Here is a 21,007-nt window from a genome sequence, read left to right as displayed (position 1 = left end):
TGGAAGGGTTGGACTCCGCAGCGTGAGCACGGCCGATCAGGTGCGCTCAATTCTGGGCGGCACCATCAACGCATACCGGGGTGATCCGGCTTACCGCAATCGGCCCGATGTGCACAACGAGCTCGACCGCATCGGACGAAGGCTCAACCAGCCGATCCGCATCGCGTTGGCCGGCACGCTCAAGGCGGGTAAGTCGACGCTCGTCAACGCCCTGGTCGGGGAGGACATCGCGCCTACCGACGCCACCGAGGCGACGCGCATCGTCACCTGGTTCCGGCACGGTCCCACACCGAAGGTGACCGCCAATCACCGCGGCGGGCGGCGGGCCAATGTGCCGATCGCACGGGATCCGCATGACCGCGGTCTGACCTTCAGCTTCACCGGGCTGAACCCCGAGGACGTGGTGGACCTCGACGTCGAATGGCCGGCAGCTGAGCTCGTCGACACCACGATCATCGACACCCCGGGCACCTCGTCGCTGTCGCGCGACGTGTCGATGCGCACCCACCGGCTCCTGGTGCCCGAGGACGGCGTGCCGCGCGTCGATGCCGTCGTGTTCCTGCTGCGCACTCTCAATGCCGCCGACATCGCCCTGCTCAAACAGATCGGTGAACTCGTCGGTGGCTCGTCCGGCGCGCTCGGTGTGATCGGTGTGGCCTCCCGGGCCGACGAAATCGGTGCCGGTCGCATCGACGCGATGATGTCGGCCAAGGACGTGGCCAAGCGGTTCACCGAGGAGATGGACAAGACCGGGATCTGCCAGGCCGTCGTCCCGGTGTCCGGTCTGCTGGCCCTGACCGCCCGCACCCTGCGGCAGAGCGAATTCGTCGCACTGCAGAAGCTGGCCAGCGTCGAACCTGCTCAACTGACGAAAGCGATGCTTTCGGTGGACCGGTTCGTGCGTGAGGACAGTGCCTTGCCGGTCGACGCGGCCACCCGCGCGGCGCTGCTGGACCGGTTCGGCATGTTCGGCATCCGAATCTCGATCGCGGTGATGCACGCGGGAGTGTCGGACTCCGTTGCCCTGGCCGACGAACTGTTGGAACGCAGCGGCCTCATTGCCTTGCGTGACGTGATCGACCAGCAGTTCGCGCAACGCTCGGAGCTGCTCAAGGCGCACACCGCGCTGCTGTCGTTGCGGCAGTTCGTGCAGCACAACCCGATCTACGCGACCCCATACATTCTGGCCGACATCGACCCGCTGCTGGCCGACACCCATGCCTTCGAAGAGCTGCGGCTGCTCAGCCTGCTGCGCTCGCGTCCCACGACGCTGAATGAAGACGAGATGGCCTCGCTGCGCCGCATCATCGGCGGTTCGGGTACCGATGCGGCCAGCCGGCTCGGACTACAGCCCGATGCGCCGTTCGACGGGCCTCGCTCGGCCTTTGCCGCAGCACAGCGCTGGCGACGGCGGGCCGAGCATCCGCTCAACGACCCGTTCACCACGCGGGCCTGCCGGGCCGCGGTGCGCAGTGCTGAGGCGCTGGTCGCCGAGTATTCATCGCGCGGCCTAACGAATTAGGCCGCTCTGCCGACATACAGGTATGCGTGATTGCCTGGGGTTGTCTGTGGGGGCGACCAATCTGGTGGCGATCGCTGATCACGCGCCGTTGGTGCGGCGGGCGGTGCTCACCGTGTCCGCGCAACATGGGGCCGTGGTCGGCGCGCCCTCCTTGTCTGCGCCCGGCGGACTGGTGTTCACCGATTTCGTGGAACGGGTCGGTGACCCGGTGCCGCTCGTTGCCGGCGACGGTTCGACGCATAGCGCCGACCGGTTGTTGGCCGGCACTGTCGAGGCGCTGACGCGTGAGGCCAGCCCAGCGCATCGCCCTGACGTGTCCGTGCTGGCTGTCCCCGCACATTGGAGTGCCGCCGCTCTCGACGCTGTGCGGGGCGCGATGCCCGGCGTCCGGGTGGTGCCCGACTCGGTCGCTGCGCTGACGGCCATCCAGGCGCATCCGGGTCTGCCCGCCCGGGGCGTCGTCGCCCTGTGCGATTTCGGCGGCTCCGGCACCAGCCTGACCCTTGTCGACGCCGCCGCGGGTTACACGACCATCGGGCAGACGGTGCGGTACCCGGACTTCTCCGGCGCCCTGATCGACCAGGAAGTGCTGCGACACGTCCTGAGCAATTTGGATGCCGAACCAGCCGGCACGGCAGCCGTGGCCGCGTTGGCCCAGCTGCGCGACGAGTGCCGGGCCGCCAAAGAGCGGTTGAGCGATGAAAGCTCGACCACCCTGGCGGCCCCGGGTGCAGTGATCAGGCTCACCCGCGCCGAACTGGACACGGTGGTAGATCAGCCACTGGGTGGTGTGATCGAGGCATTGCTGGACCTGCTGCGCCGCAACGGTATTCACCCGGCGCAGCTGGCCGCACTGGTTACCGTCGGCGGTGGGGCCCGGATACCCCTTGTCACCCAACGGCTTTCATCTGCCTTCCGGATTCCGGTCACCACGGTGCCGCAGGCCCAGGTGATTGCGGCAGTCGGGGCGGCGCTGATCGGCCGCCGTGGAGCCGACGAGACCGCGACGCAGGTGGCGGTGGCTCCTGCATCGCTTCCTGTCACGGGCACAGGCACGGGCACGGTCGCGGCCTCCGCAATGGCCTGGTCGGTGGAAGACTCCGCGGCCGAGGTTGCCGAGTTCGTCCCGGAATCGGTGACCGACGACTCGGCCCGGCCGGATTTCATGTTCTCCGAGCCTCCGGCGGCGCCTGCTCCCGCTCGTGTTGCCTGGTATCGGCGTGGGGGAGTGGTGACCTACGCGGCGGTGTTCCTGGCTGTCGTCGGCACGGCCGGCATGGTGTTGTCGGCGCGGGCCGATCGGCTCGATGCCGCCGCGACCGGATCCAGCATGTTGGCGCCGCAAAACGTTCCGGCCGAGTCCCCACTGGCTCAGAACGTGCCGGCACCGCCGACCCGGACCGTGGTGGTGCGTGACCCGTCCTGGCCGGGACCTGGTGCCGGAGCGCAGGTGCCAGCTGCACCGCGGCCGGCCGCAGCGCCGCGGCTGGTGCAGAGCAGGCAGGCCCCACCGGCTGCCCGGGCCCCGCAGCGGGCCGCCCCGCCGCCGCAGGCGCCCCGCCCTCGGCCGGCAGCACCGCCACCTGCTCCGTTGCCTGCGCCGCCACCGGCGCTGCCACCTATTCCCGTGCCGCCGTTGACGTTTCCGCCTGTGGCGCTGCCACAGTTGCCGATCCCGACGTTCAACCCGCCAACGCCTTCGCCCAGCCCGTCGCCGTCGCCGACTCCTACGCCTTCACCTTCGCCGGAGCCGGAGCCGGAGCCGGAGCCGACACAGACCCCAGAGCCGACGGTTGAGCCCACGCCTACGCCCACGCCTACGCCTGAGCCGACTGCGGCGCCCGAGCCCACACCGACCTCAGCTGCGCCGTCACCTTGACGCTGCGCGTTGTCTAGGTGTCGGGTTACTGCTTGATCGTGACTGAAATCCGACACCTTGATGGCTAGGCGGCGCAATCGAGTCGGGTGAAGTCACATCCAGGCCCGCAAGGGTGGCCATTTACGGCGATTCCGTGCCGCTGCAACACTTGAGCGACCTTGCCCGCGGTCTGACACGGCCGGTCAAAGACCTGCCCGTAGGAGAGCCTGACTGTCGAACGGCCGTCGACGGCAGCATCGAGATCGCGTTCGAAATCGGCATCACGCCTAATCGTGGAATTGTGATGGGCCTGGCCATCGAGCTCGACGATGAGCTGGTCGCCGTACTCGGTATCGCGGTAGCAGACACCGACGGATGCCGCGGCCCGCTTCTGCCTCATGGCCCGAGGCAAACCGTGCGGTCGCTCGACGCGAACGAGATAGCCGTGCTCAAGAACCGAGCAGGTGCCGTCGGCGATATCGACCAACACCGCGCGCAACCACCGGCGACGGCGGACCCGTGCCCGAGAATCGAGCACTTGCAGCAGCCGATGGGCGGTGGTTCGCCGCGATTGGCAGGCGTTGGCCAGGACAGCGATGGCATCGAGTTCGGACGCGGCGCGGCACGCGACGTCGATCGCCGCTTCGTCGTAACGCATCCGCGGTGGGCTGACGTTCCACAGCACTTTGTCCTCGAGGTGCGCGACACGGTGAATGCGGACTCCCGTGGGTTCAGCCAGTACTGTTCGGTGTCGCGAGACCGCGACGTGGACGGGCAACGCGTCGGCTCCCAGCGCCGATTCGAAGCACAGCGCCGCCGGGGCCGCGTAAAGCACTGCAGCCCAGGCGCGTTGCGACGAAGTCAGCGGTCCGGTGTGGTCGACGTACACGCCCCCGTGGACTCGGGCCCACTCATTGCGTCTGAGCAGTCGCCGGATCTCGTGCTCGCGCAGGCCCGCGCCCAAAGCCTGCTGACGCGATATCACCCCGTCCTGTTGGCGAAGCACGTTGCCGACGTCCACCGACTCGATACTCGTGGACAGCCGCGATGGCGGCCAGAAGCATTTCGAAGACCTGTGGATAACCGGCCGGGCTAGGGGTTGTCCACAGGCGGCTCCGCAGTCGTCGTCACCGGCGCAGTGGTGGTGGTTGTGGTCGGCGCGGTCGTCGTGGTCGTGGTCGTGGTCTCGGTTGTCGTCGTGGTCTCGGTGGTAGTGGGGGTCGTCTCCTCAACCGTGGTGGTCGGAACGACCGTCTCGGTGACGGTATGGGTTGGTGCCGGGACAACCGGGGCCGACGTCGCGACCGATGTCGTGGTGGTCGATGTCGTGGTGGTGGTTGTCGTCGAGGGGGAGTCCGACGAGAACAGTTGCACCAGGGCGTAGATGACCAGCGCTGCGATGACCGCGCCGGCGGCGCCCATGCCGATCAGTGCAGCGGGCTTGCGGTACCAGGGAACGGGCTCGGGAGCGGGCGGTTCGGCGTACTCGCCGTAGCTCGGGGCGTATTCAGTGGGCTCGTCGTCGTCGTAATAGTTCGACACTCGCCGATGGTAGGCGGGTTCAGCCGCCCGGCGGTGGATACAGCGTGCGTGTCACGTTGGTGCGCGGCCGGTGGCGCGTCGTGGTCGGGTACTCGCCGTAGCCGGCGCTGCTCGACTCAGTCGTGGTGGTGGTGGTGGTTGTCGTGGTCGTAGACGTGGGCGACGTCTCGGTCGTGGTCGAGGTTTCGGACGTGTCGGACGACGTGGTCGTGGTGGTTTCTGACTCGCCCGGCAAGCCGAACTCGGTGGTGACCGGGAGGCTGCTGCTGGTTGTCCGGGTCGTGGTGGACTTCGTGGTCTTCATCGAAGTCGACGTGTAGGTCGGCGGGACGAAATCGATCGGCGCATCTTCGGGCCCGCTCGAGCTGGTCAACGAGATCGCAGCCCACAGGACCAGGCCGATCACGGCGAGGGCGGCCGCGCTGGCCCCTGCGACTGCCGGCGTCGAGTGATGCCAGGGAGCCTCGGGAGGCTGCCCCTGGTCGTCGTCGTCACCGGTCACGGGCACCGATACTATGCCCGGCCTTCGAGCGCGTCTCGATCAGCTCAGTTGGCGGACGACTTCACCCGCGAACAGCTCGAGGTGATCCAGATCGGACTGGTCCAGCATCTGCAGGTAAACCCGCTGTACTCCGGCCTCGAGGAAAGGTCCGAGCTTGTCGACGATCTCGGCCGGTGTGCCGACCAGTGGCGAATTGCTGCGCAGCTCATCGACCTCGCGGTTGATCGCGGCGGCCCGCCGGGCGATCTGCGGTTCGTCGCGGCCCGCGCACAGCACGAACGCCGCCGAGTAGGTCAGTGAGTCCGCGGCGCGTCCCGCCGAGGTCACCGCGTCGGCCACCCGCGCGAATTGGGTCTTGAGGGTGTCCAGGGGCACGAACGGGACGTTGAACTCAGCGGCGAACTCGGCCGCCAGCGCCGGTGTGCGCTTGGCTCCCTGGCCGCCGATGACGATCGGCAGCGTGGCCTGGGAGGGCTTGGGCAGCGCCGGCGAGTCGACGACGGTGTAGTGCTTGCCGGTGAAGTCGAACGTCTCGCCGACGGGCGTCTTCCACAGGCCGGTGAGGATGCGCAGCTGCTCTTCGAGCCGGTTGAAACGCTCGCCCAGCGGAGGGAACGGGATCGCATATGCCTGGTGCTCGGCTTCGAACCAACCGGCACCAAGGCCCAATTCGACACGGCCGCTGCTCATTTCATCGACCTGCGCCACCGAGATGGCCAGCGGGCCCGGATGACGGAAGGTCGCGGAGGTGACCATGGTGCCCAAGCGGATCGTCGAGGTTTCGCGGGCGATGCCGGCCAGCGTCACCCAGGAGTCGGTCGGCCCGGGCAGGCCGTCACCGCTCATCGCCAGATAGTGGTCCGACCTGAAGAACGCGGAGTAGCCGAGGGCTTCGGCGGCGCGGGCCACTGCGAGTTGGTCGGAGTAGGTAGCACCTTGCTGGGGTTCGACGAAGACACGGAAATCCACGCCCGCCAGCCTATCGGCCATCTCGGGTGGGCGAGCAATTCCATGAGTACGCCTGCCGGTACCACCCGGTGCGTTAGAGCCCGCGCTTGGCGCCGCGCAGCTTGGCGATCGCGTCGTCGTCGCCGCTGAAGGTCACCCGGGCCGGCTCTCGGCCGGCGGCGAACAGAAGCAACTCGCCCGGCTCTCCGGTGACCGTCACCTCCGGTCCGGTGCCGACGGTCGCCAATGTCTTGCCCGCCGGTGTCGTCAATGCCACCCGGACCGGGGACTTACCCATCGCCATCTTGGCCATCGTGGCGATCCCGCGGGACAGCGCCGACACCGTCGCATCATCGAGATCTCTTGGTTCCCAGCCAGGTTGGGCCCGGCGTACATCTTCGTTGTGGATGAACATCTCGTTGACGTTGACCAGCGGGTCCAGCAGCTTGAACGGCGAATACAGCGGCGGGCCCGCGGCGATCTGATCGATGAGGGCGTCCCACTCGGTGCTTTCGGTGATCTTCTGCTGCACGCGCTCGGTGTAGCCGGCGAGCTGGGGCACCAGGATGCCGGGGGCGGCGTCGAGGCGACGCTCACGCACCACCAGGTGGGCGGCCAGGTCTCGGGCAGTCCAACCCTCACAAAGGGTCGGGGCATCAGGACCCGCGGCCCGCATGGACTCGACCAGGGCGGCGCGTTCTTGCCGAGCGACAGTCATGCCGCCAACTCTAGAAGGTTTTCACTCCTTCGACAGCGATGAGCATGCCGTGACCGCTGGCGTCATTGCTGATCCGGGTGCCGTCCTCATTCGCATCGATGGTCCAACCCACTGCGCTGTACTTGCGATAGTCGAGGGTGACCACTGGAATGTCGCCCAGGTTGCCCACGACCCACTTGATCTGGCCGTCCGGGGTGAGCCTGACTCCGTTCGCCTGCTCCCCGTCGATCACCGGTGCGTCGGTGAAATCGGATTCGCAGCCGACGTCCTGCTTGGAGAGTTGGCAACGGGTCTTGCCCGATTTCGTCTCGATGAAAACGTATCCGTTCTCCGGCTCCAGTGGGGTGGCGCCGGCCGGCGCGTGGGAGGTGCTCGGTGGCGCCGAGGCCGTCGTGCTGGGCGAGGGCGCCGGGCTCGACCGGGTAGGCCGTGCGGTCGGGAAGCTGGGCTCGGTCGGCGATTGCGGGCTGGTGGCCGGCGTGCCGTCGATGCTCGACTGGCAGCCGGACAGCAGCACACCCACAGCCAGCAGGCTGCCCACGGATCGCCAGGCCTTCACCGGGCCAAGGCTACGCATCGCGGGTGATCACGATGGGTTATGACGCGCCGAGACGCGCAGCCTGCCCGATGCCCGGTCAGACGAGGAACGGGTTGTGCTCAGGCAGCGGTTTGATCAGCGGATCGAGCAGCTTCGCCGACTGCTCGACGGTGAGGACGTCAGCCGGGTCGAGCTGGATGAACTCCCGCGCGCTTTCGTCGTACTCCCAGACGTCCTCACCGACCAGCAGGCCGTTGTCGTAGGGCCAGATCATGTGCTCGGCGGTCTTCACCAGATAGGTGGCCTCGGGATCAGCGGCCATGCCCTCGGCGGCAAGGATGACGCCCGGAGTCTGCTGATAGATATACGACGTCGACACGATCATGTCATCGCTGATGGCCAGCTTCTCGTCATCGGCGTAGAAGATACACTGGGCGGTGTCCTTCCAGGCGTGGTAGAGCCCCTTGACCGCGTCGGTGCCTTCCACGGTGACGGTCTTGCCGAGCATGTTGAAGTGGTAGACCGGTTTTTCGACGGTCATGTCCGGGGCGAAGATCTCCTCGTAGCGGCCGGCCATTTCGAGGTAGCGGTGCCGGTTGTAGGCGTGCAGCATGTAGAGGTGGCGGGGGTTGTCCGTCGTCTCGATCAAGCGCTCCACGGCTCGGTTGGTCTGGGTGATGTCGTAGCGGCTCATTTGTTGGTTTCCTTTCAGGCTGTGAGAAACATGGTTCGGAGTTCGGATTTCTTGAATTTGCCTGTGGCAGTGCAGGGAAGCGCTTCGACGAATTCGAATCGATCCGGCAGCTGCCACTTGGCGAAGTCCTGCGCGAGGTGGTCGCGCAGGGCCTGGGCGGAGGTGTGACCACCGTCGTGAAGCACCACCACGGCCAGCGGGCGCTCGCCCCAGCGCTCGTCGGGCACGGCGATCACGGCGGCCTGCGCGACGGCCGGATGCGACATCAGCTGGTTCTCCAGGTCCACCGAAGAGATCCACTCGCCGCCGGACTTCACCAAATCCTTTGAGCGGTCGCAGATCCGGATGCTGCCATGCGGATCGATGCGCACCACGTCGCCGGTCCGGAACCAGCCGTCGGCGGTGAAACTTTCCGCCCCGCGGCCACTGTGATAGCTGCCCGCCACCCAGGGTCCGCGCACTTCGAGCTCGCCCATGGCGGCGTCGTCCCACGCGATGAGATCGCCGTTCTCGTCACGACCCCGGATGTCGAAGAACGGGCTGGCGAGGCCCTGCCGCATGCGGTAGTCGTACTGCTCGTCCCGCTCACCCGCGTCGAGGTGCGCCGGCGCGCGGCACACCGCGCCCAAGGGAGCGGTTTCGGTCATTCCCCAGGCCTGCACGACGGTCAGTCCGTGACGGTCGAATCCTTCGAACATCGACCGCGGCACCGCCGCGCCCCCGACGATCAGCCGGTCCAGCTCGGACAAGTCCCACTTGCTCGGGTCGGCATCGAGCGCGGCGAGCATGCCCATCCACACCGTCGGGACACCGGCGGTCATGGTGACCCGCTCGCGGGCACACAAGTCGAGGACACTTTCCGGGTCCAGGCGCGGGCCAGGCAGGACCAGACGTGCGCCGGCCAGGGCGGCGGCGTAGGGCAGGCCCCACGCGTTGGCGTGAAACATGGGGACGACGGGAAGGACTGTGTCCCTGGAGGATACGGAGAGCTGGTCGGGCAGGGCCGCGACCAGTGAGTGCAGGGTCAGCGCTCGGTGCGAGTACACGACTCCTTTGGGACGGCCGGTGGTGCCCGAGGTGTAACACATCGCGGCCGCGCGCTGTTCGTCGAGCGCGGGCCACACCCTTGGTTCGGTGCCGGCGATCAGAGTTTCGTAATCGAGTGTTCCCTCGGGGACGGCCCCATCATGGGTCACCACGATGACATGCCGGAAGTCGTGCCCGGCGCGGAAGGCGTCGAAAATGTCCAGCAGGGACTCGTCGACGATGATCACCTGGTCGTCGGCGTCGCCGACGATGAACGCCAGCTCGTCGGGGAACAACCGGGGGTTGAGGGTGTGGATGACCGCGCCCATCGCGGGCACCGCAAAGTACGCCTCCAGGTGTTCGCTCTGGTTCCACAACAGCGTTGCCACCGGATCGCCCTCGCGGACACCCAAGGCGCTCAACGCATTCGCAAGGCGTCGGGCGCGGGCCGCGCATTCGCCGAAGGTGGTGCGCGTGACCGCACCGGAAGGGCGGCGCGACACGACGACCGTGCCGCTGTGGAATCGTTCGGCGCGCTCGACGATGCTGGTGAGGGTGAGCGGGTAGTCGTCCATGCTGTTGCTGCCCAACATGTTTCCGGTCACGACTTCGCCTTCTTCGGGCTCGTGTCTTCGGTGGCGTTGCGCAGCTCTGCCAGACCGTCGCCGAGTGCGGCCAGGATCGGCCACGGATCATCGACCAACTCCCGGTCGACGACGATCCCGAACTCGAGCGAATCCTGGTAGCTCATCACGGTGATGTTGATGCCGATCCCGTCGAGCACTCCCGAGACCGGGAACTGGGCACGTTGTCTTGCGCCACCGAGATACAGGGGCGTCGACGGCCCAGGGACGTTCGAGATCATCGCGTTCGCCGGCTGATTGAGCCCGCGCACCCCTGCCAGGCGCGACAGGGATCGGGCGGCCTGGGCGAACAGGGCAGGCGGGATGAAGTGATTGGCGTCCTGCAACAGCGAGGCCGGCAGCGCGCGCTGTCGCTCCTTGGCGGCGTTCATCGCCTCGTTGATCCGGCGCACGCGCTCGACGGGATCGGGCTCATCGGTGGGCAGCTGGGTGAGCATCACCGAGACCCGGTTGCCGAAGGTGCCCTGTTGCTCGGGGGTTCGCACCGACATGGGGATGAAGCTCGCGAGGGGTTCTGCGGGAAGCTCGCCCTGCTTGTCGAGCCAGGACCGCAGACCCGACGCACAGATCGCCAGGACGACGTCGTTGACCGTGCAGCCGAGCGCGTTCTTGATCGCCTTGACCTCGGCCAACGGCATCGAGCCGAAAGCGACGCGGCGGTGCGGCGATACGCGGGCCTGGAACCGGGTCCGGGGAGCGGTGACGTCGCTGCCCCGCAGTGCGGCCACGGGGCTGCCGGCTTTCACGGCTCGCTTGACCAGCCGGCTGCTGCGCGCGATCGCCTTTACTCCGGGGAGATGCCGGATGGTCGGAACATCGTCGAGGTGGGGCAGCGCGGTCGGCCCGGCACGCAGAACCCGCAGTGGCTGGCCGGCCAGCCCGACCAGACCGCGGCCCAGCATCTCCACTTCGGACGGATACTTCTCGGCGACGATCGTGGGTGCAGCTTCGCGCTCACGTCCGGTGGTGTCGTCGAGCAGGATGCTCATCACCTCGGCACCGGACACTCCGTCGACCGCGGCGTGGTGCATCTTCGTCAGCACCGCGACCCCGCCGTCTTCGAGTCCGTGGATGACGTACACCTCCCAGAGCGGACGGGCCCGGTCGAGCTGGCGGCCGATGATCCGAGCCACCTGCTCGGCCAGCTGTCGCTCGTCGCCCGGTGTGGGCAGGGCCAGCTCGCGGACGTGGTACTCGATGTCGAAGGAGCCGTCGTCGACCCAGTACGGGTAGTCGAGGGAGAAGGGCACCTGGGCGAGCCGCCAGCGGAAGGTGGGCAGCAGGTGCAGGCGTTCGCTGATGACCCCGCGAACGAGGGCGGCGTCGAGCGGCTCGCCCGATGCGGTGTGGGAGTCGTAGATGCCGAGAACACTGACGTGCCCTTGGACACGGTCGTTTTCCATGGCCAGGAACTGCGCGTCGAGGCTGGTCAGTTGTCGCATGTGAAGATCGTCCGCCGGCAGCGTCCGCATTCTCTTGTCTGCCTGCGCCAACGCAGTGCGCGGTGGTTGTCCAATTTGCCTACCGCCGGGCGGGAGCGGCGCTACCGTGCAGGGCATGGAGCCGGCCTGGGCGGGCGTGCACGAGGACGAGCAGCGGCGAGTGTGGTCGGCGGTGTTGCGGCCGGCTGCCGCCGAACTCACCGAGCGGGCCCGCGAAATCTCCGATGCGGTGAACGATTACACCCGGGCGCGGCTGGGCGATCTGCTGGTCGACGAGCAGGCGCTGGAGGTCAACCGGGCGAGTACCGAGGCCAGCATTCGCGACTTTGCACAGGTGTTGGCCGCCGGCGACGATCCGCTGGCGGCGGTGCAGCTGCAGTCGCCGACACTCGACTATGCGCGCGACGGAGCGCAACACGGCATCCCGCTGACCACGCTGATGCGCAGTTATCGCCTCGCGCACGCCGCCACCGCGACTCATTTCAACGCGATTCTGCAGAACCACGCGGGCAGCGCCGAAGAGCTGCAGCTGGCTTCGGAGCTGGGGTCGGCGTGGATGTTCGCCTATGTCGACGCTGCGCTGTGCCTGGTGGAGGAGGTGTACACCGCCGAACGCGATCGATGGTTGCGCAGCGCCGCCGCCAGCCAAGCAGAAACCATCGCCACGATCCTGGCCGGTGAACCCATCGACACCGACGTGGCCACCCGGCGGCTTCGCCACGACGTCCGCCGGGTCCATGTCGCAGCGATCGCCTGGCTCGAATCCCACGAAGAAGGCCGCAATACGCAAGCCGTCCTCGAAGCGGCGATCCGCGATATCGCCTCCGCCATCGGCAATCAGAACCCCCTCGTGCATCCGCTGGGGATCCTGTCCACGGCTGCCTGGATCAGCTCGCACAGCCACATCCCGTCGAAAGTTTTGGACGAGTTGCGGTTTCGTACTGCGAAGGCGCCAGGCGTGCGGGTTGCGATCGGCGAGCCGGCTTCCGGAATCGGGGGTTTTCGGTCCAGCTACATGGAAGCCGTCGAGGCACAAAGGGTCGCACGACTGGCCGGCCGGGCCGTCGGCAGCGTCACCCGCTACGACAATGTGGCGCTGCGTGCCCTCGCGACCGCGAACGTCGACCAGGCGCGCGACTTCGTGCGACGCGAACTCGGACCGCTCGGGGCGACGGACGAAACCACCCGGCGGTTGGCCGCCACGGTGCGCGCCTATCTCGACGAGAATTGCAGTCGCGGACGAACAGCCAAGCGGCTCCACGTCCACGACAACACCGTCGCGTACCGGATTCGTCAGGCGGAGGAACTGTTGGGCAGGTCGTTGGAGCGGCGCACCCTCGAGTTGCGTGTCGCGCTGGCCCTGGCCGATGTGGTCGCCGAGACCTCCGATTCCGCAACGACGTCCGCTTCTCTGCGGCCGGCCAACTGACTGACCCACCCCCCGGTCACACCCGGCCGAGCATCGCGTCGCGCACCCGTCCGACGCCGGCGAGGCGCGCCAGGTCGCCGATCAGAACGGGTGCGACGGCACCGATTCCGGCGAGTAGCCGCACGCCGACCGAGGCGACCGTGGTCTCCGGGGTGCCGCGCTCGATGGCCCCGGCCACTGCCCGGGCGACATCTTCGGGTGAACTCGTGCCGAATCCTCGCGGAACGGTGACGCCGGTGTCCGCCAGCATCCCCGCATCGCGGATCGGGCCGGGAAAGATCGTGGAAACCCCGATACCGGTGCCGTGCAGTTCTTGTCGCAGGGCCAGGCCGAGGCCGCGTAGGCCCCATTTGGTCGCCGTGTAGACCGCGCCGTTCCCCGGTGTCGCGATGAGTCCGGCTCCCGAGGAGATGAAGACGATGTGGCCCTGGCCGCGGCGTTGCATCGACGTCACCGCCGCACGGGCAAGCGCCGCCGGGGCCAGCAGGTTGATACGCACGGCGTCTTCGATCTCGCTGTCGCTGAGCATCGCGAGGTCCTGTGGGATGCCGACGCCTGCATTGGCGACGAGGATGTCCACATCGCCTGTACGGTCCATCAGATCCCGCACCGCGTCCAGGTCGGTCAGATCTGCGGTCAACGCACGCGCGGACGGGCCGAGTTCACCGACCAGCTTTTTGAGCGCCAGCTCGCGCCGGCCGGTCACCGTGAGTGAGCACCCACGCCCGGCGAGTTCGCACGCGATGGCCCGGCCGATTCCACCCGTCGCGCCGGTCACCAGCGCGCTACGGCCCTTCAGTTGCATGTCACGTCCTCGGATGTGGTTGATTACTTGGATAATTCGGCGACGCGTGCCCCGAGCCACCGCGCCAGTGGCGGGGCATACCGTGAGAGCACATACATCACGTGCGCTTCGGCGGCGATCGGAGCGACCGCGCGGTTGCGGTCGACTGCGCGCAGGATGTTCTTGGCCACGCGCTCAGGGGTGTACCCGCGCTTGTGGTACGTCGATTCGAGATGTCTGCGCCGCGCGTCAACGTCCCCGCTGCCGCGGATGAGGCTGTTCTGCGTGATGGCGGTGTTGATGATGCCGGGACATATCGCGGTGACGCCGATGCCGTGGGGCTTGAGTTCCATGCGCAGCGCTTCGGACAAACCGAGTACTGCGAACTTCGTTGCGCTGTAGGCGGTCAGCTGCGGGTTGGCCAGGAGGCCGGCCGCCGAGGACAGGTTGACGACGTGTCCACCGCGACCCGCGTCGATCATGGTGGGCAGGAATGCGCTGCAGCCGTGCACCACACCCATCAGGTTGACGTCGATCAACCATTGCCAATCTTTACTGTCGGTGTCCAGGAATCCGCCCACCAGGCCGACTCCGGCGTTGTTGACCACCAGGTCCACCTGGCCGAAATATTCGGCGGTGGCGTCGGCGAATCGTGTCATCGATTCGGTCTCGGACACGTCCGCCCACGAGGTCAGAACCTGCGCACCGTGGGCGCGGGCTGCGTCAGCGGTGTCGGACAGGCCGGCCTCGTCGACGTCGCACAGGGCCAGGTGGGCGTGGCGCCGGGCGCACAACAGGGCCAGTTCGCGGCCGATACCGCTGCCGGCGCCGGTGATGACCACCACCCGATCGGTCAGGTCAGCGGTCTTGAATCGAGGTCCAGTTATGGGCATGCACCGACGCTATGGACACGGCGTGGCCGCCCGCTCGTGCCGATGAGCCAACGTGTACGCGGCCGGTTGTCGCAACGCGCCAATCGGCCGCGTTCACCCCAGGTGCTGGACGAGATGGGCGGCAATGCGTTTCGTCGCGTCATGGGCGGTGGCCACCTCTGATCTGGTGAAGCCGTGGTCGATGCCCGGAAAACAATGGTGAGTGGTCAGGACACCCGCGTCGGACAATCGTGCCGCCAGCTCGTCGCCCTCGGGGCCCAAGGTGTCGAGGGCGCCGGTCAGAACCAACGTCGGCGGCATCGCGTCAGCGAGGTCGTCATCAAAGCGAGGAGAGGCCAGCGGTTCTCGTGAGCGGTCCGTATCCACTAGGTAGGCGTCGATCACAAGTCGTTGGATCCTTCGCGATATGCGCGGACGTGCCTTGCCGGAAGTGCGGTCGGCACGGCTGAGGTCGACGACGGGAAACGCCAATACCGCCGCCCGCAAACTGATTTCGCCGGTGAGATATGCCTGCTGACACACGTTGATTGCGAGCTTTGCGCCGGCGCTCGCACCTGTCACCGATAATCGGGCCGCGTCCCAGCCGCGGCGGCCGGCCTCACTGCGTACCCACAACGCGACGTCGAAGCATTGTTGTTCGGCGACCGGGTATCGAACCTGCGGCGCCGTGGCGTAGTCGGCCAAGACGACCACTGCACCGGCCTCTGCCGCGATGTAGTGCGCGAGGTACTCCTCTTGCCGTGGATTGCGAACGATGAAGGCGCCGCCGTGTAGGTGCAGGTTGACCGGCGGCCCGTCCGCGCCGGCCTTGGCGAGCGGGGCATCAGGGTGCGGTGAGTAGATGAAACACCGGACCGCGCCGTGACGTGTGGCCACGTCGACGATTTCGGGCGGGTCGATCCGTTGGGTCGCGGAACCGAAACTGCGTGGGGTGGGTACGAGCGGCAGCAGGCGCTGGGCCACGTGCGCTGAGAGTCGTGCGCCTGCTCGCCGCGTTCTGCTGGACGTAGCTGTGTTCACTCCGCGGAACGGTAGCCAAGGCCGCTCGACGCCGGCTTGTCGTGAAGAGCTGAAAAGTGTGGTTGTCGTTGGTCGAAGACGACAGACGGCGATCTGGAGTGTTGCATTCAGCCGGTATCGCGCATCAACCCCTGCAGCGCTGTTTCGGCGAGCCGACGGGCGTGTGCCTCGGTGAGCGCGCAATGTCCGGTCAGCCGGCGGAAGATGAGTGGACCGAACAGGATGTCGATGACGTCGTCGATCGCGACGGCGGCGTCGGCATCACCGCGGGCCACACCACGCTGCCATAGCTCGGTGATCGCCGCACGCCGACCGCTGAGAAAGTACTCGCGGAAATATGCTGCGCCCGTTCGGTCCTCGACGCAGGCCGCGAGCAACTGGGCGAATACCTCGCCGCGAGCACCGGCGTAGAACGCCGATACACGTACCACCTGCTCGACGAGATCGCCTGCGGTGGTGCCGGTATCGGGCAGAGGCAGTGATTCGGCCATCATGGTGCCGAAGGCTTCGGCCGCGATGGCGGTCCGCGATGGCCAGTGTTTGTAGATGGTGGCTTTGCTGGCGCCGGATCGGGCGGCGATCGCGTCGACCGTGGCGGCAGGGTATCCGCCCTCGTCGAGCAATGTCGCGGTGGCGTCGAGGATGGACTGATGGACGCGGTCGCTGCGTGCGCCGGTGGGGCGGACGAAATCCTCGCCCGCCCCACCGGCTATCGCCTCAGCTCGCGGCGACATCATCGAAATCCGTTGATTCCGAGACGCTTCGCCATTGCGCGAGCTCGGTTTGCACGTGCGCGATCTTGCCTTCGACCGCCGCGATGGTGTCGTTGCCCAGCATCAGACGCAGTGGGGGCTGTTCGGCTTCGGCGACGTCGATGATCGCCTTGGCTGCCTTCACCGGGTCGCCCGGCTGGTCGTGATTGCGCTCTGCTGCAGCGCCGCGCATCTGTCCGGCGGGGCCAGTTGCGTAGTCGTCGATGATGTTGCGCTGGGTCTGCAGGCTCGACGAATCGAGGAAGTCGGTGCGGAAGTAGCCGGGCTCGACCACCATGACATGGACGCCGAGCGGCTGCAGTTCGGCGTGCAGCGCTTCGGAGAGTGCCTCGACGGCGAACTTGGTCGATGCGTAGACGCCCCAACCGGGCGAGCCGACGAATCCGCCGACCGAGGAGATGTTGACGATGGTGCCGGCCCGCTGGGCCCGCAGCACCGGGGTGACGGCCCGGGTCACGGTCAGCAGGCCGAAGACGTTGGTCTCGTAGACAGCGCGTACCTCGGCGTCGGTGGCCTCCTCGACGGCTCCGAGCAGGCCGCGTCCGGCGTTGTTGATCAGTACATCGATCCGGCCGAAGCGTTCCACCGCGGCCTGCGCGGCCTGTTGTGCCTGCGCTTCGTTGGTGACGTCCAGGGCGACGGCGAGCACGTTGTCGTCCTCGCCGAGTGCGGCGGTGACGGCGGCGGCGTCACGCGCGGTGGCGACCACCTGGTGTCCGCGGGCCAATGCGTCGCGGGCGATCTGCAATCCGAATCCGCGGGACGCCCCGGTGATGAACCAAACGCTCATGTCTGTGACCACCTATTCTGAGCTATCTGAACTGTACGTTCAGTTTAGTTACGATGATGGCCTGTGCAACTGGGACGAGGCCGGGATTATTCCGACCGGCTGACACCGCCGGCCGAGTAGCATCCGTCACATAACTCAATACGTCGATGACGCATTGCGGGAGAACCTCCGATTTGGGAGGCGCCGTAGGAGCAAATCCTCCCCGGGAATCTCTCAGGCCCAGTACCGCAGTGTCGAGGCAACTCTGGAGAACAGCGCGGTCTCACGCGCTTACCGAAGGTGAAAGGCGCGACGCGCCAAATCTCTCAGGTTTCAGGACAGAGCGGGGAGATGTCACCACACATACCCGGAGTTGTAGTCATGACGATCAGTGTTTTCGAACTGTTTTCGGTCGGGATCGGCCCGTCCAGCTCACACACCGTCGGCCCGATGCGGGCCGCGGGCATGTTCGTCGACGAACTTGCCAGTCGCAATGCGGTCGATCGCGTCGCCGAGGTCACGGTGGACTTGCTCGGTTCGCTGGCGGCGACCGGTGCCGGACACGGCACGTTGCCGGCGATCCTGCTGGGATTGGAGGGCTGTCGGCCCGAGACCATCGAGACCGACGAGATGGAACGGCGGCTCACCAAGATTCGCGCCGACGGCAAGATCCGGTTGGCCGGCCGGGTGGTGATCGCGTTGACCGAAGCCGACATTCAACTGCACCCGGGCCGTCGGCTGCCACAACACCCGAATGCCATGACCCTGACGGCGTTTTCGGCCGGCGGCGATACCGTCTATCGCGACACCTACTTTTCGGTGGGTGGCGGTTTCGTCGTCGCTGAATCCCGCTCTGAATCCCGCGCGGAGCCGCAAGCGTCGGTGCGAGAAGACGCCGAAGCCCCATTCCGTTCCGCGGCTGAGTTGCTCGCGTTGACCGAGCGGAACGGGTTGTCGGTGAGCCAGGTGATGCTGCGGCAGGAGTGTGTCGCCCGAACCGAAGTCGAGGTGCGGGAGCGCCTCCTGCACATCCGCGACGTCATGGTCGCCTGCCAGGCCAACGGGATGTCCCGCGACGGTGACCTGCCCGGCAATCTGCGGGTCCGGCGCCGCGCCAAGGACTGGTTCGTGCGACTCGAAGCCGAGGATCCACAGCGTGATCCGGCCTTCGCCGAGGACTGGGTGAACCTGGTGGCGCTCGCGGTCAACGAGGAGAACGCGTCGGGCGGCCGGATCGTGACCGCGCCGACCAACGGCGCGGCCGGAATCATCCCGGCGGTGCTGCACTTTGCAGTGCACTACACCCCGGCCGGAAACGCCGACCCCGACGACACCGCCGTCCGCTTCCTGCTCACCGCCGGGGCCATCGGATCGCTGTACAAGGAGCGGGCCTCGATCTCGGGTGCCGAGGTCGGCTGTCAGGGCGAGGTCGGCTCCGCCGCTTCCATGGCCGCCGCGGGCCTGGCTGAAATCCTTGGTGGCACACCGCGACAGGTCGAGAACGCGGCCGAGATCGCCATGGAGCACAGCCTCGGCCTCACCTGCGACCCGATCGGTGGGCTGGTGCAGATCCCGTGCATCGAACGCAACGCCATCTCGGCCGGCAAGGCGATCAATGCGGCACGTATGGCGCTGCGGGGCGACGGCACCCACCGCGTCAGCCTGGACCAGGTGATCGAGACCATGCGTGCCACCGGGATGGACATGAGCGTCAAGTACAAGGAGACCTCGACGGGTGGGCTCGCCGTCGCGGTCAATGTCGTCGATTGCTAGTGATGCAGCAGAGTGCGCAACGCGACGGCTTCGGGATCGTTGCCGAAGTGCTCGACGACCTGCACCTGGATCTCGCCGACGAGGCCACCGAGGATCGCTCCGACGGCGATCATGGTCGGTTCGTCGTCCTTGAACACCGGACGCAGGATCGACTCGTACTCCTCGTTGGTGAGCTGACTCATCTTGTCGATGATGGTCTTTTCCAGATCCAGCGCGTTCATGGCGTAGTCCTGAGCCTCGACCAATGTCGTGGGAAGCCGCTCGAGCACGACCTTGACCAGATGGTCCTTGGCCGCGTTGTACCGCTGGGTGCCGACGGCGAGCTTGACCAGCGGGGTGGCAATACCGGTCTGTGCATCGATCGCCGCTTCGACCTCCTTGCCCACCAGCGCGAACAGTTTGTCGGAGCCTGGACCCCGTAGCACGCCGTCGAACAGGATCTCGGGTGAGAACAGGTCCTCGGACAGAATCCGCGCGTAGTCCTCGGTGATCTTGTCGCGCTCAGCGTGCAGCAGGCCCTGGAACGGGATGAAGCCGAGGTACTTGGTGGGCTGCACCGGCCGGAACAACATGTTGAGCGCGATGTAGTCACTGATCAGGCCGACCCCGAAGCCGAACGCCGGCATGATCCACGGGTTCTGGAACAACGCCCACGCAACCATCTGGACCACGCCGATCACGAGCCCGAAGTAGATGCCGCTGCGGCGGACGAAGGCCATCGCGTTGTCGCCGAGCCCGCGCATGAGTCTGTTGAGCTTGTCCTTGTTGCGGACCAGCGTCGTCACGGCCAGGTACTGGATGTCCACGAACCGGTTGAGGTCCGCGCGCATCTCGTTGAGCATCTTCTCCACGACCTTGGGCGTCTGGTCGTGGATGCGGGCCTGGATCGCGTTTCGCGCGGCGTCGGGCAGCGAATCCCATAATCCGGGGCGGATCTGCTCGGCGATGTCGCGGGAGATGTCGTCGACCGCCTGGGTCAGCGGCTCGCGCAACGCCTCGACGGCTTCTTTGGCGTCGACCTTCGCCAGCAGCTCTTCGGGTTTCAGCAGATTCTGGGTGAGTAGCTCAATGGTTTTCGATCCCACCTTGCCCGCGCGCCGCGGCACGATGCCCTGCCAACCGAGCAGACCGACGCCCCTGAACTCCATCGGTCGATAGAGCATCTCGAGCGCGACGATCTTGGTGCTCCACCCGACGAAGGCGGCCACGAACGGCATGGACAGATAGATCAGCCAGTTGACGCCGAAATCTGCTTTGATCTCCTGCCAGGTCTGGATCGCGAGAACGGTCTCGCTGCCGCTCATGCGGTTACGAACCGTCTCGTTCCACCGCAGCCTCCCACAGGCCGCGGCCCAGGCCCGACAAGCTCAGGGTCAGCCGTTCGACCTTCGCGGCCAGCGGCCCGCGCGATGCGCTCTTGATCGCCCGCAACACCATGGGCTCGGCCAGGAGCACCTCGTACTCGGCCTTCTGAGACGGATCCTCTGGCCCGGTCTCCACCAGGCCGAGGGAGAGCAGATGACCGACGTACTGCGGAACCATGCCGGGCAACGCCACATTCGCGGTTCGGCCGATCAGACAGGCGTTCTCCAACACCGCCTGGCCGGGCGTGCGGGCCCGGGTCCAGGTGTGGATGTTGACCAGCGGTGACGTCGCCCCCTCGGAGAGTGCGCCGATGATCCGCGCCTCGTCGGCCACCAACTGATCGAGCAGGCGGTGGTACAGCTCTACCTGGCTGCCTGCGGTGCTCTGGTCCAGGGCCCGGTCCAGCAGGCGGTCCATCTTGTTGTTGAGCGATTCGGCTGTCGGTTCTTCGGGCGTGGCGATCGTCACGGGCCTCGGCGCCGAGTCGAGGGCCTCCAGCCGGTTCTTCACCAGGGTGGCCAGCTGCTCCTCGCCCCAGGCAGCCAGCTTCATGCTGGTCTTCGCGGCGTCGACCGCACGGTCGGCGATACCGAACGGATCGAACCGCTTGGGTACGAGCGGGCGAGGGTTGCGCGGTGTGCGGATGGCAATGGCGATGTCGCCGACCGGGGTGGCCAGCCTGAATCCCCGGCGCTGGTAGCCGTGCTTGGCCGGCTTCTTCTCGGACCTGTCCGGTTCGGTCCTGGTTATCTCGTCTGCCATCGCCG

The 21,007-nt window shown here is 67.0% G+C and carries 20 protein-coding genes and 1 riboswitch; of the genes, 4 read left to right on the top strand and 16 right to left on the bottom strand.

The window, feature by feature from the left end:
• Window positions 1-22 precede the first annotated feature (22 nt).
• Window positions 23-1,522, top strand: coding sequence for a dynamin-like GTPase family protein (locus E0T84_RS25215; RefSeq protein WP_070184554.1), 1,500 nt, complete (start codon window positions 23-25; stop codon window positions 1,520-1,522).
• A 22-nt stretch (window positions 1,523-1,544) separates the two neighbouring features.
• Entirely contained in the window at window positions 1,545-3,401 is a 1,857-nt protein-coding gene (locus E0T84_RS25210; RefSeq protein WP_138745836.1) for an Hsp70 family protein, read from the top strand.
• 64 nt (window positions 3,402-3,465) lie between these two features.
• On the opposite strand, the gene E0T84_RS25205 is transcribed toward E0T84_RS25210, so the two are convergent.
• From E0T84_RS25205 to E0T84_RS25165, 9 genes are all read right to left on the bottom strand, one after another.
• Window positions 3,466-4,401 carry a type IV toxin-antitoxin system AbiEi family antitoxin domain-containing protein gene (locus tag E0T84_RS25205; protein WP_070185521.1) on the bottom strand — a complete coding sequence of 312 codons (936 nt, stop codon included), beginning with the start codon at window positions 4,399-4,401 and terminating at the stop codon, window positions 3,466-3,468.
• Window positions 4,402-4,472: 71 nt separating this feature from the next.
• A complete protein-coding gene (locus tag E0T84_RS31945) occupies window positions 4,473-4,922 on the bottom strand; it encodes a hypothetical protein (RefSeq protein WP_070185522.1) in 450 nt (149 codons plus the stop codon).
• Window positions 4,923-4,941: 19 nt separating this feature from the next.
• Window positions 4,942-5,424: a hypothetical protein gene (locus E0T84_RS25195; protein WP_249383748.1), complete on the bottom strand. Its 483-nt coding sequence runs from the start codon at window positions 5,422-5,424 to the stop codon at window positions 4,942-4,944.
• Between the two features lie 39 nt (window positions 5,425-5,463).
• Window positions 5,464-6,393, bottom strand: coding sequence for an LLM class F420-dependent oxidoreductase (locus tag E0T84_RS25190; protein ID WP_138745834.1), 930 nt, complete (start codon window positions 6,391-6,393; stop codon window positions 5,464-5,466).
• A 73-nt stretch (window positions 6,394-6,466) separates the two neighbouring features.
• Complete coding sequence (locus E0T84_RS25185) at window positions 6,467-7,090, bottom strand: TIGR03085 family metal-binding protein (RefSeq protein ID WP_138745833.1); 624 nt, start codon at window positions 7,088-7,090, stop codon at window positions 6,467-6,469.
• Between the two features lie 10 nt (window positions 7,091-7,100).
• Window positions 7,101-7,667, bottom strand: coding sequence for a hypothetical protein (locus E0T84_RS25180; protein WP_138745832.1), 567 nt, complete (start codon window positions 7,665-7,667; stop codon window positions 7,101-7,103).
• A gap of 58 nt (window positions 7,668-7,725) precedes the next feature.
• A complete protein-coding gene (locus E0T84_RS25175; protein WP_138745831.1) occupies window positions 7,726-8,322 on the bottom strand; it encodes a hypothetical protein in 597 nt (198 codons plus the stop codon).
• A 14-nt stretch (window positions 8,323-8,336) separates the two neighbouring features.
• Complete coding sequence (locus tag E0T84_RS25170; protein ID WP_371726333.1) at window positions 8,337-9,953, bottom strand: long-chain fatty acid--CoA ligase; 1,617 nt, start codon at window positions 9,951-9,953, stop codon at window positions 8,337-8,339.
• Window positions 9,950-11,434, bottom strand: coding sequence for a wax ester/triacylglycerol synthase family O-acyltransferase (locus E0T84_RS25165; protein WP_075909158.1), 1,485 nt, complete (start codon window positions 11,432-11,434; stop codon window positions 9,950-9,952). The genes E0T84_RS25170 and E0T84_RS25165 overlap by 4 nt, the downstream gene beginning before the upstream one ends.
• Before the next feature lie 115 nt (window positions 11,435-11,549).
• Between E0T84_RS25165 and E0T84_RS25160 the strand changes: the two genes are divergently transcribed.
• Window positions 11,550-12,863, top strand: a complete 1,314-nt coding sequence (locus tag E0T84_RS25160; RefSeq protein WP_138745829.1) for a CdaR family transcriptional regulator — start codon at window positions 11,550-11,552, stop codon at window positions 12,861-12,863.
• 16 nt (window positions 12,864-12,879) lie between these two features.
• Here E0T84_RS25160 and E0T84_RS25155 read toward each other — a convergent pair whose 3' ends face one another.
• From E0T84_RS25155 to E0T84_RS25135, 5 genes are all read right to left on the bottom strand, one after another.
• Window positions 12,880-13,668, bottom strand: a complete 789-nt coding sequence (locus E0T84_RS25155; protein ID WP_070185528.1) for an SDR family oxidoreductase — start codon at window positions 13,666-13,668, stop codon at window positions 12,880-12,882.
• Between the two features lie 23 nt (window positions 13,669-13,691).
• Window positions 13,692-14,540 (bottom strand): SDR family NAD(P)-dependent oxidoreductase, encoded by an 849-nt coding sequence (locus E0T84_RS25150; protein WP_070185529.1) that lies wholly within the window; start codon window positions 14,538-14,540, stop codon window positions 13,692-13,694.
• Window positions 14,541-14,633: 93 nt separating this feature from the next.
• The gene (locus tag E0T84_RS25145) at window positions 14,634-15,503 is read right to left on the bottom strand and encodes an alpha/beta hydrolase fold domain-containing protein (RefSeq protein ID WP_070185530.1); all 870 of its coding nucleotides are present in this window, start codon (window positions 15,501-15,503) and stop codon (window positions 14,634-14,636) included.
• Between the two features lie 164 nt (window positions 15,504-15,667).
• Window positions 15,668-16,297: a TetR/AcrR family transcriptional regulator gene (locus E0T84_RS25140; RefSeq protein WP_249383747.1), complete on the bottom strand. Its 630-nt coding sequence runs from the start codon at window positions 16,295-16,297 to the stop codon at window positions 15,668-15,670.
• Window positions 16,278-17,123: an oxidoreductase gene (locus E0T84_RS25135; RefSeq protein ID WP_070185572.1), complete on the bottom strand. Its 846-nt coding sequence runs from the start codon at window positions 17,121-17,123 to the stop codon at window positions 16,278-16,280. Before E0T84_RS25135 ends, E0T84_RS25140 begins: the two co-directional genes overlap by 20 nt.
• A 234-nt stretch (window positions 17,124-17,357) precedes the next feature.
• A riboswitch (glycine riboswitch) is annotated at window positions 17,358-17,454 on the top strand.
• 29 nt (window positions 17,455-17,483) lie between these two features.
• Between E0T84_RS25135 and E0T84_RS25130 the strand changes: the two genes are divergently transcribed.
• A complete protein-coding gene (locus tag E0T84_RS25130; RefSeq protein WP_070185532.1) occupies window positions 17,484-18,875 on the top strand; it encodes an L-serine ammonia-lyase in 1,392 nt (463 codons plus the stop codon).
• On the opposite strand, the gene E0T84_RS25125 is transcribed toward E0T84_RS25130, so the two are convergent.
• Together E0T84_RS25125 and E0T84_RS25120 are read right to left on the bottom strand one after the other, a co-directional pair.
• Window positions 18,872-20,179 carry a hypothetical protein gene (locus E0T84_RS25125; RefSeq protein WP_070185533.1) on the bottom strand — a complete coding sequence of 436 codons (1,308 nt, stop codon included), beginning with the start codon at window positions 20,177-20,179 and terminating at the stop codon, window positions 18,872-18,874. The genes E0T84_RS25130 and E0T84_RS25125 overlap by 4 nt on opposite strands.
• 4 nt (window positions 20,180-20,183) lie before the next feature.
• The gene (locus tag E0T84_RS25120) at window positions 20,184-21,002 is read right to left on the bottom strand and encodes an Abi-alpha family protein (RefSeq protein WP_110764924.1); all 819 of its coding nucleotides are present in this window, start codon (window positions 21,000-21,002) and stop codon (window positions 20,184-20,186) included.
• Window positions 21,003-21,007 lie beyond the last annotated feature (5 nt).

Source organism: Mycobacterium sp. DBP42 (assembly GCF_005924235.1).
GTDB classification, from domain to species: Bacteria; Actinomycetota; Actinomycetes; order Mycobacteriales; family Mycobacteriaceae; genus Mycobacterium; species Mycobacterium syngnathidarum.
The sequence above is the reverse complement of the archived record's forward strand: the minus strand, read 5'-3'. Positions and strand labels throughout refer to the sequence as shown.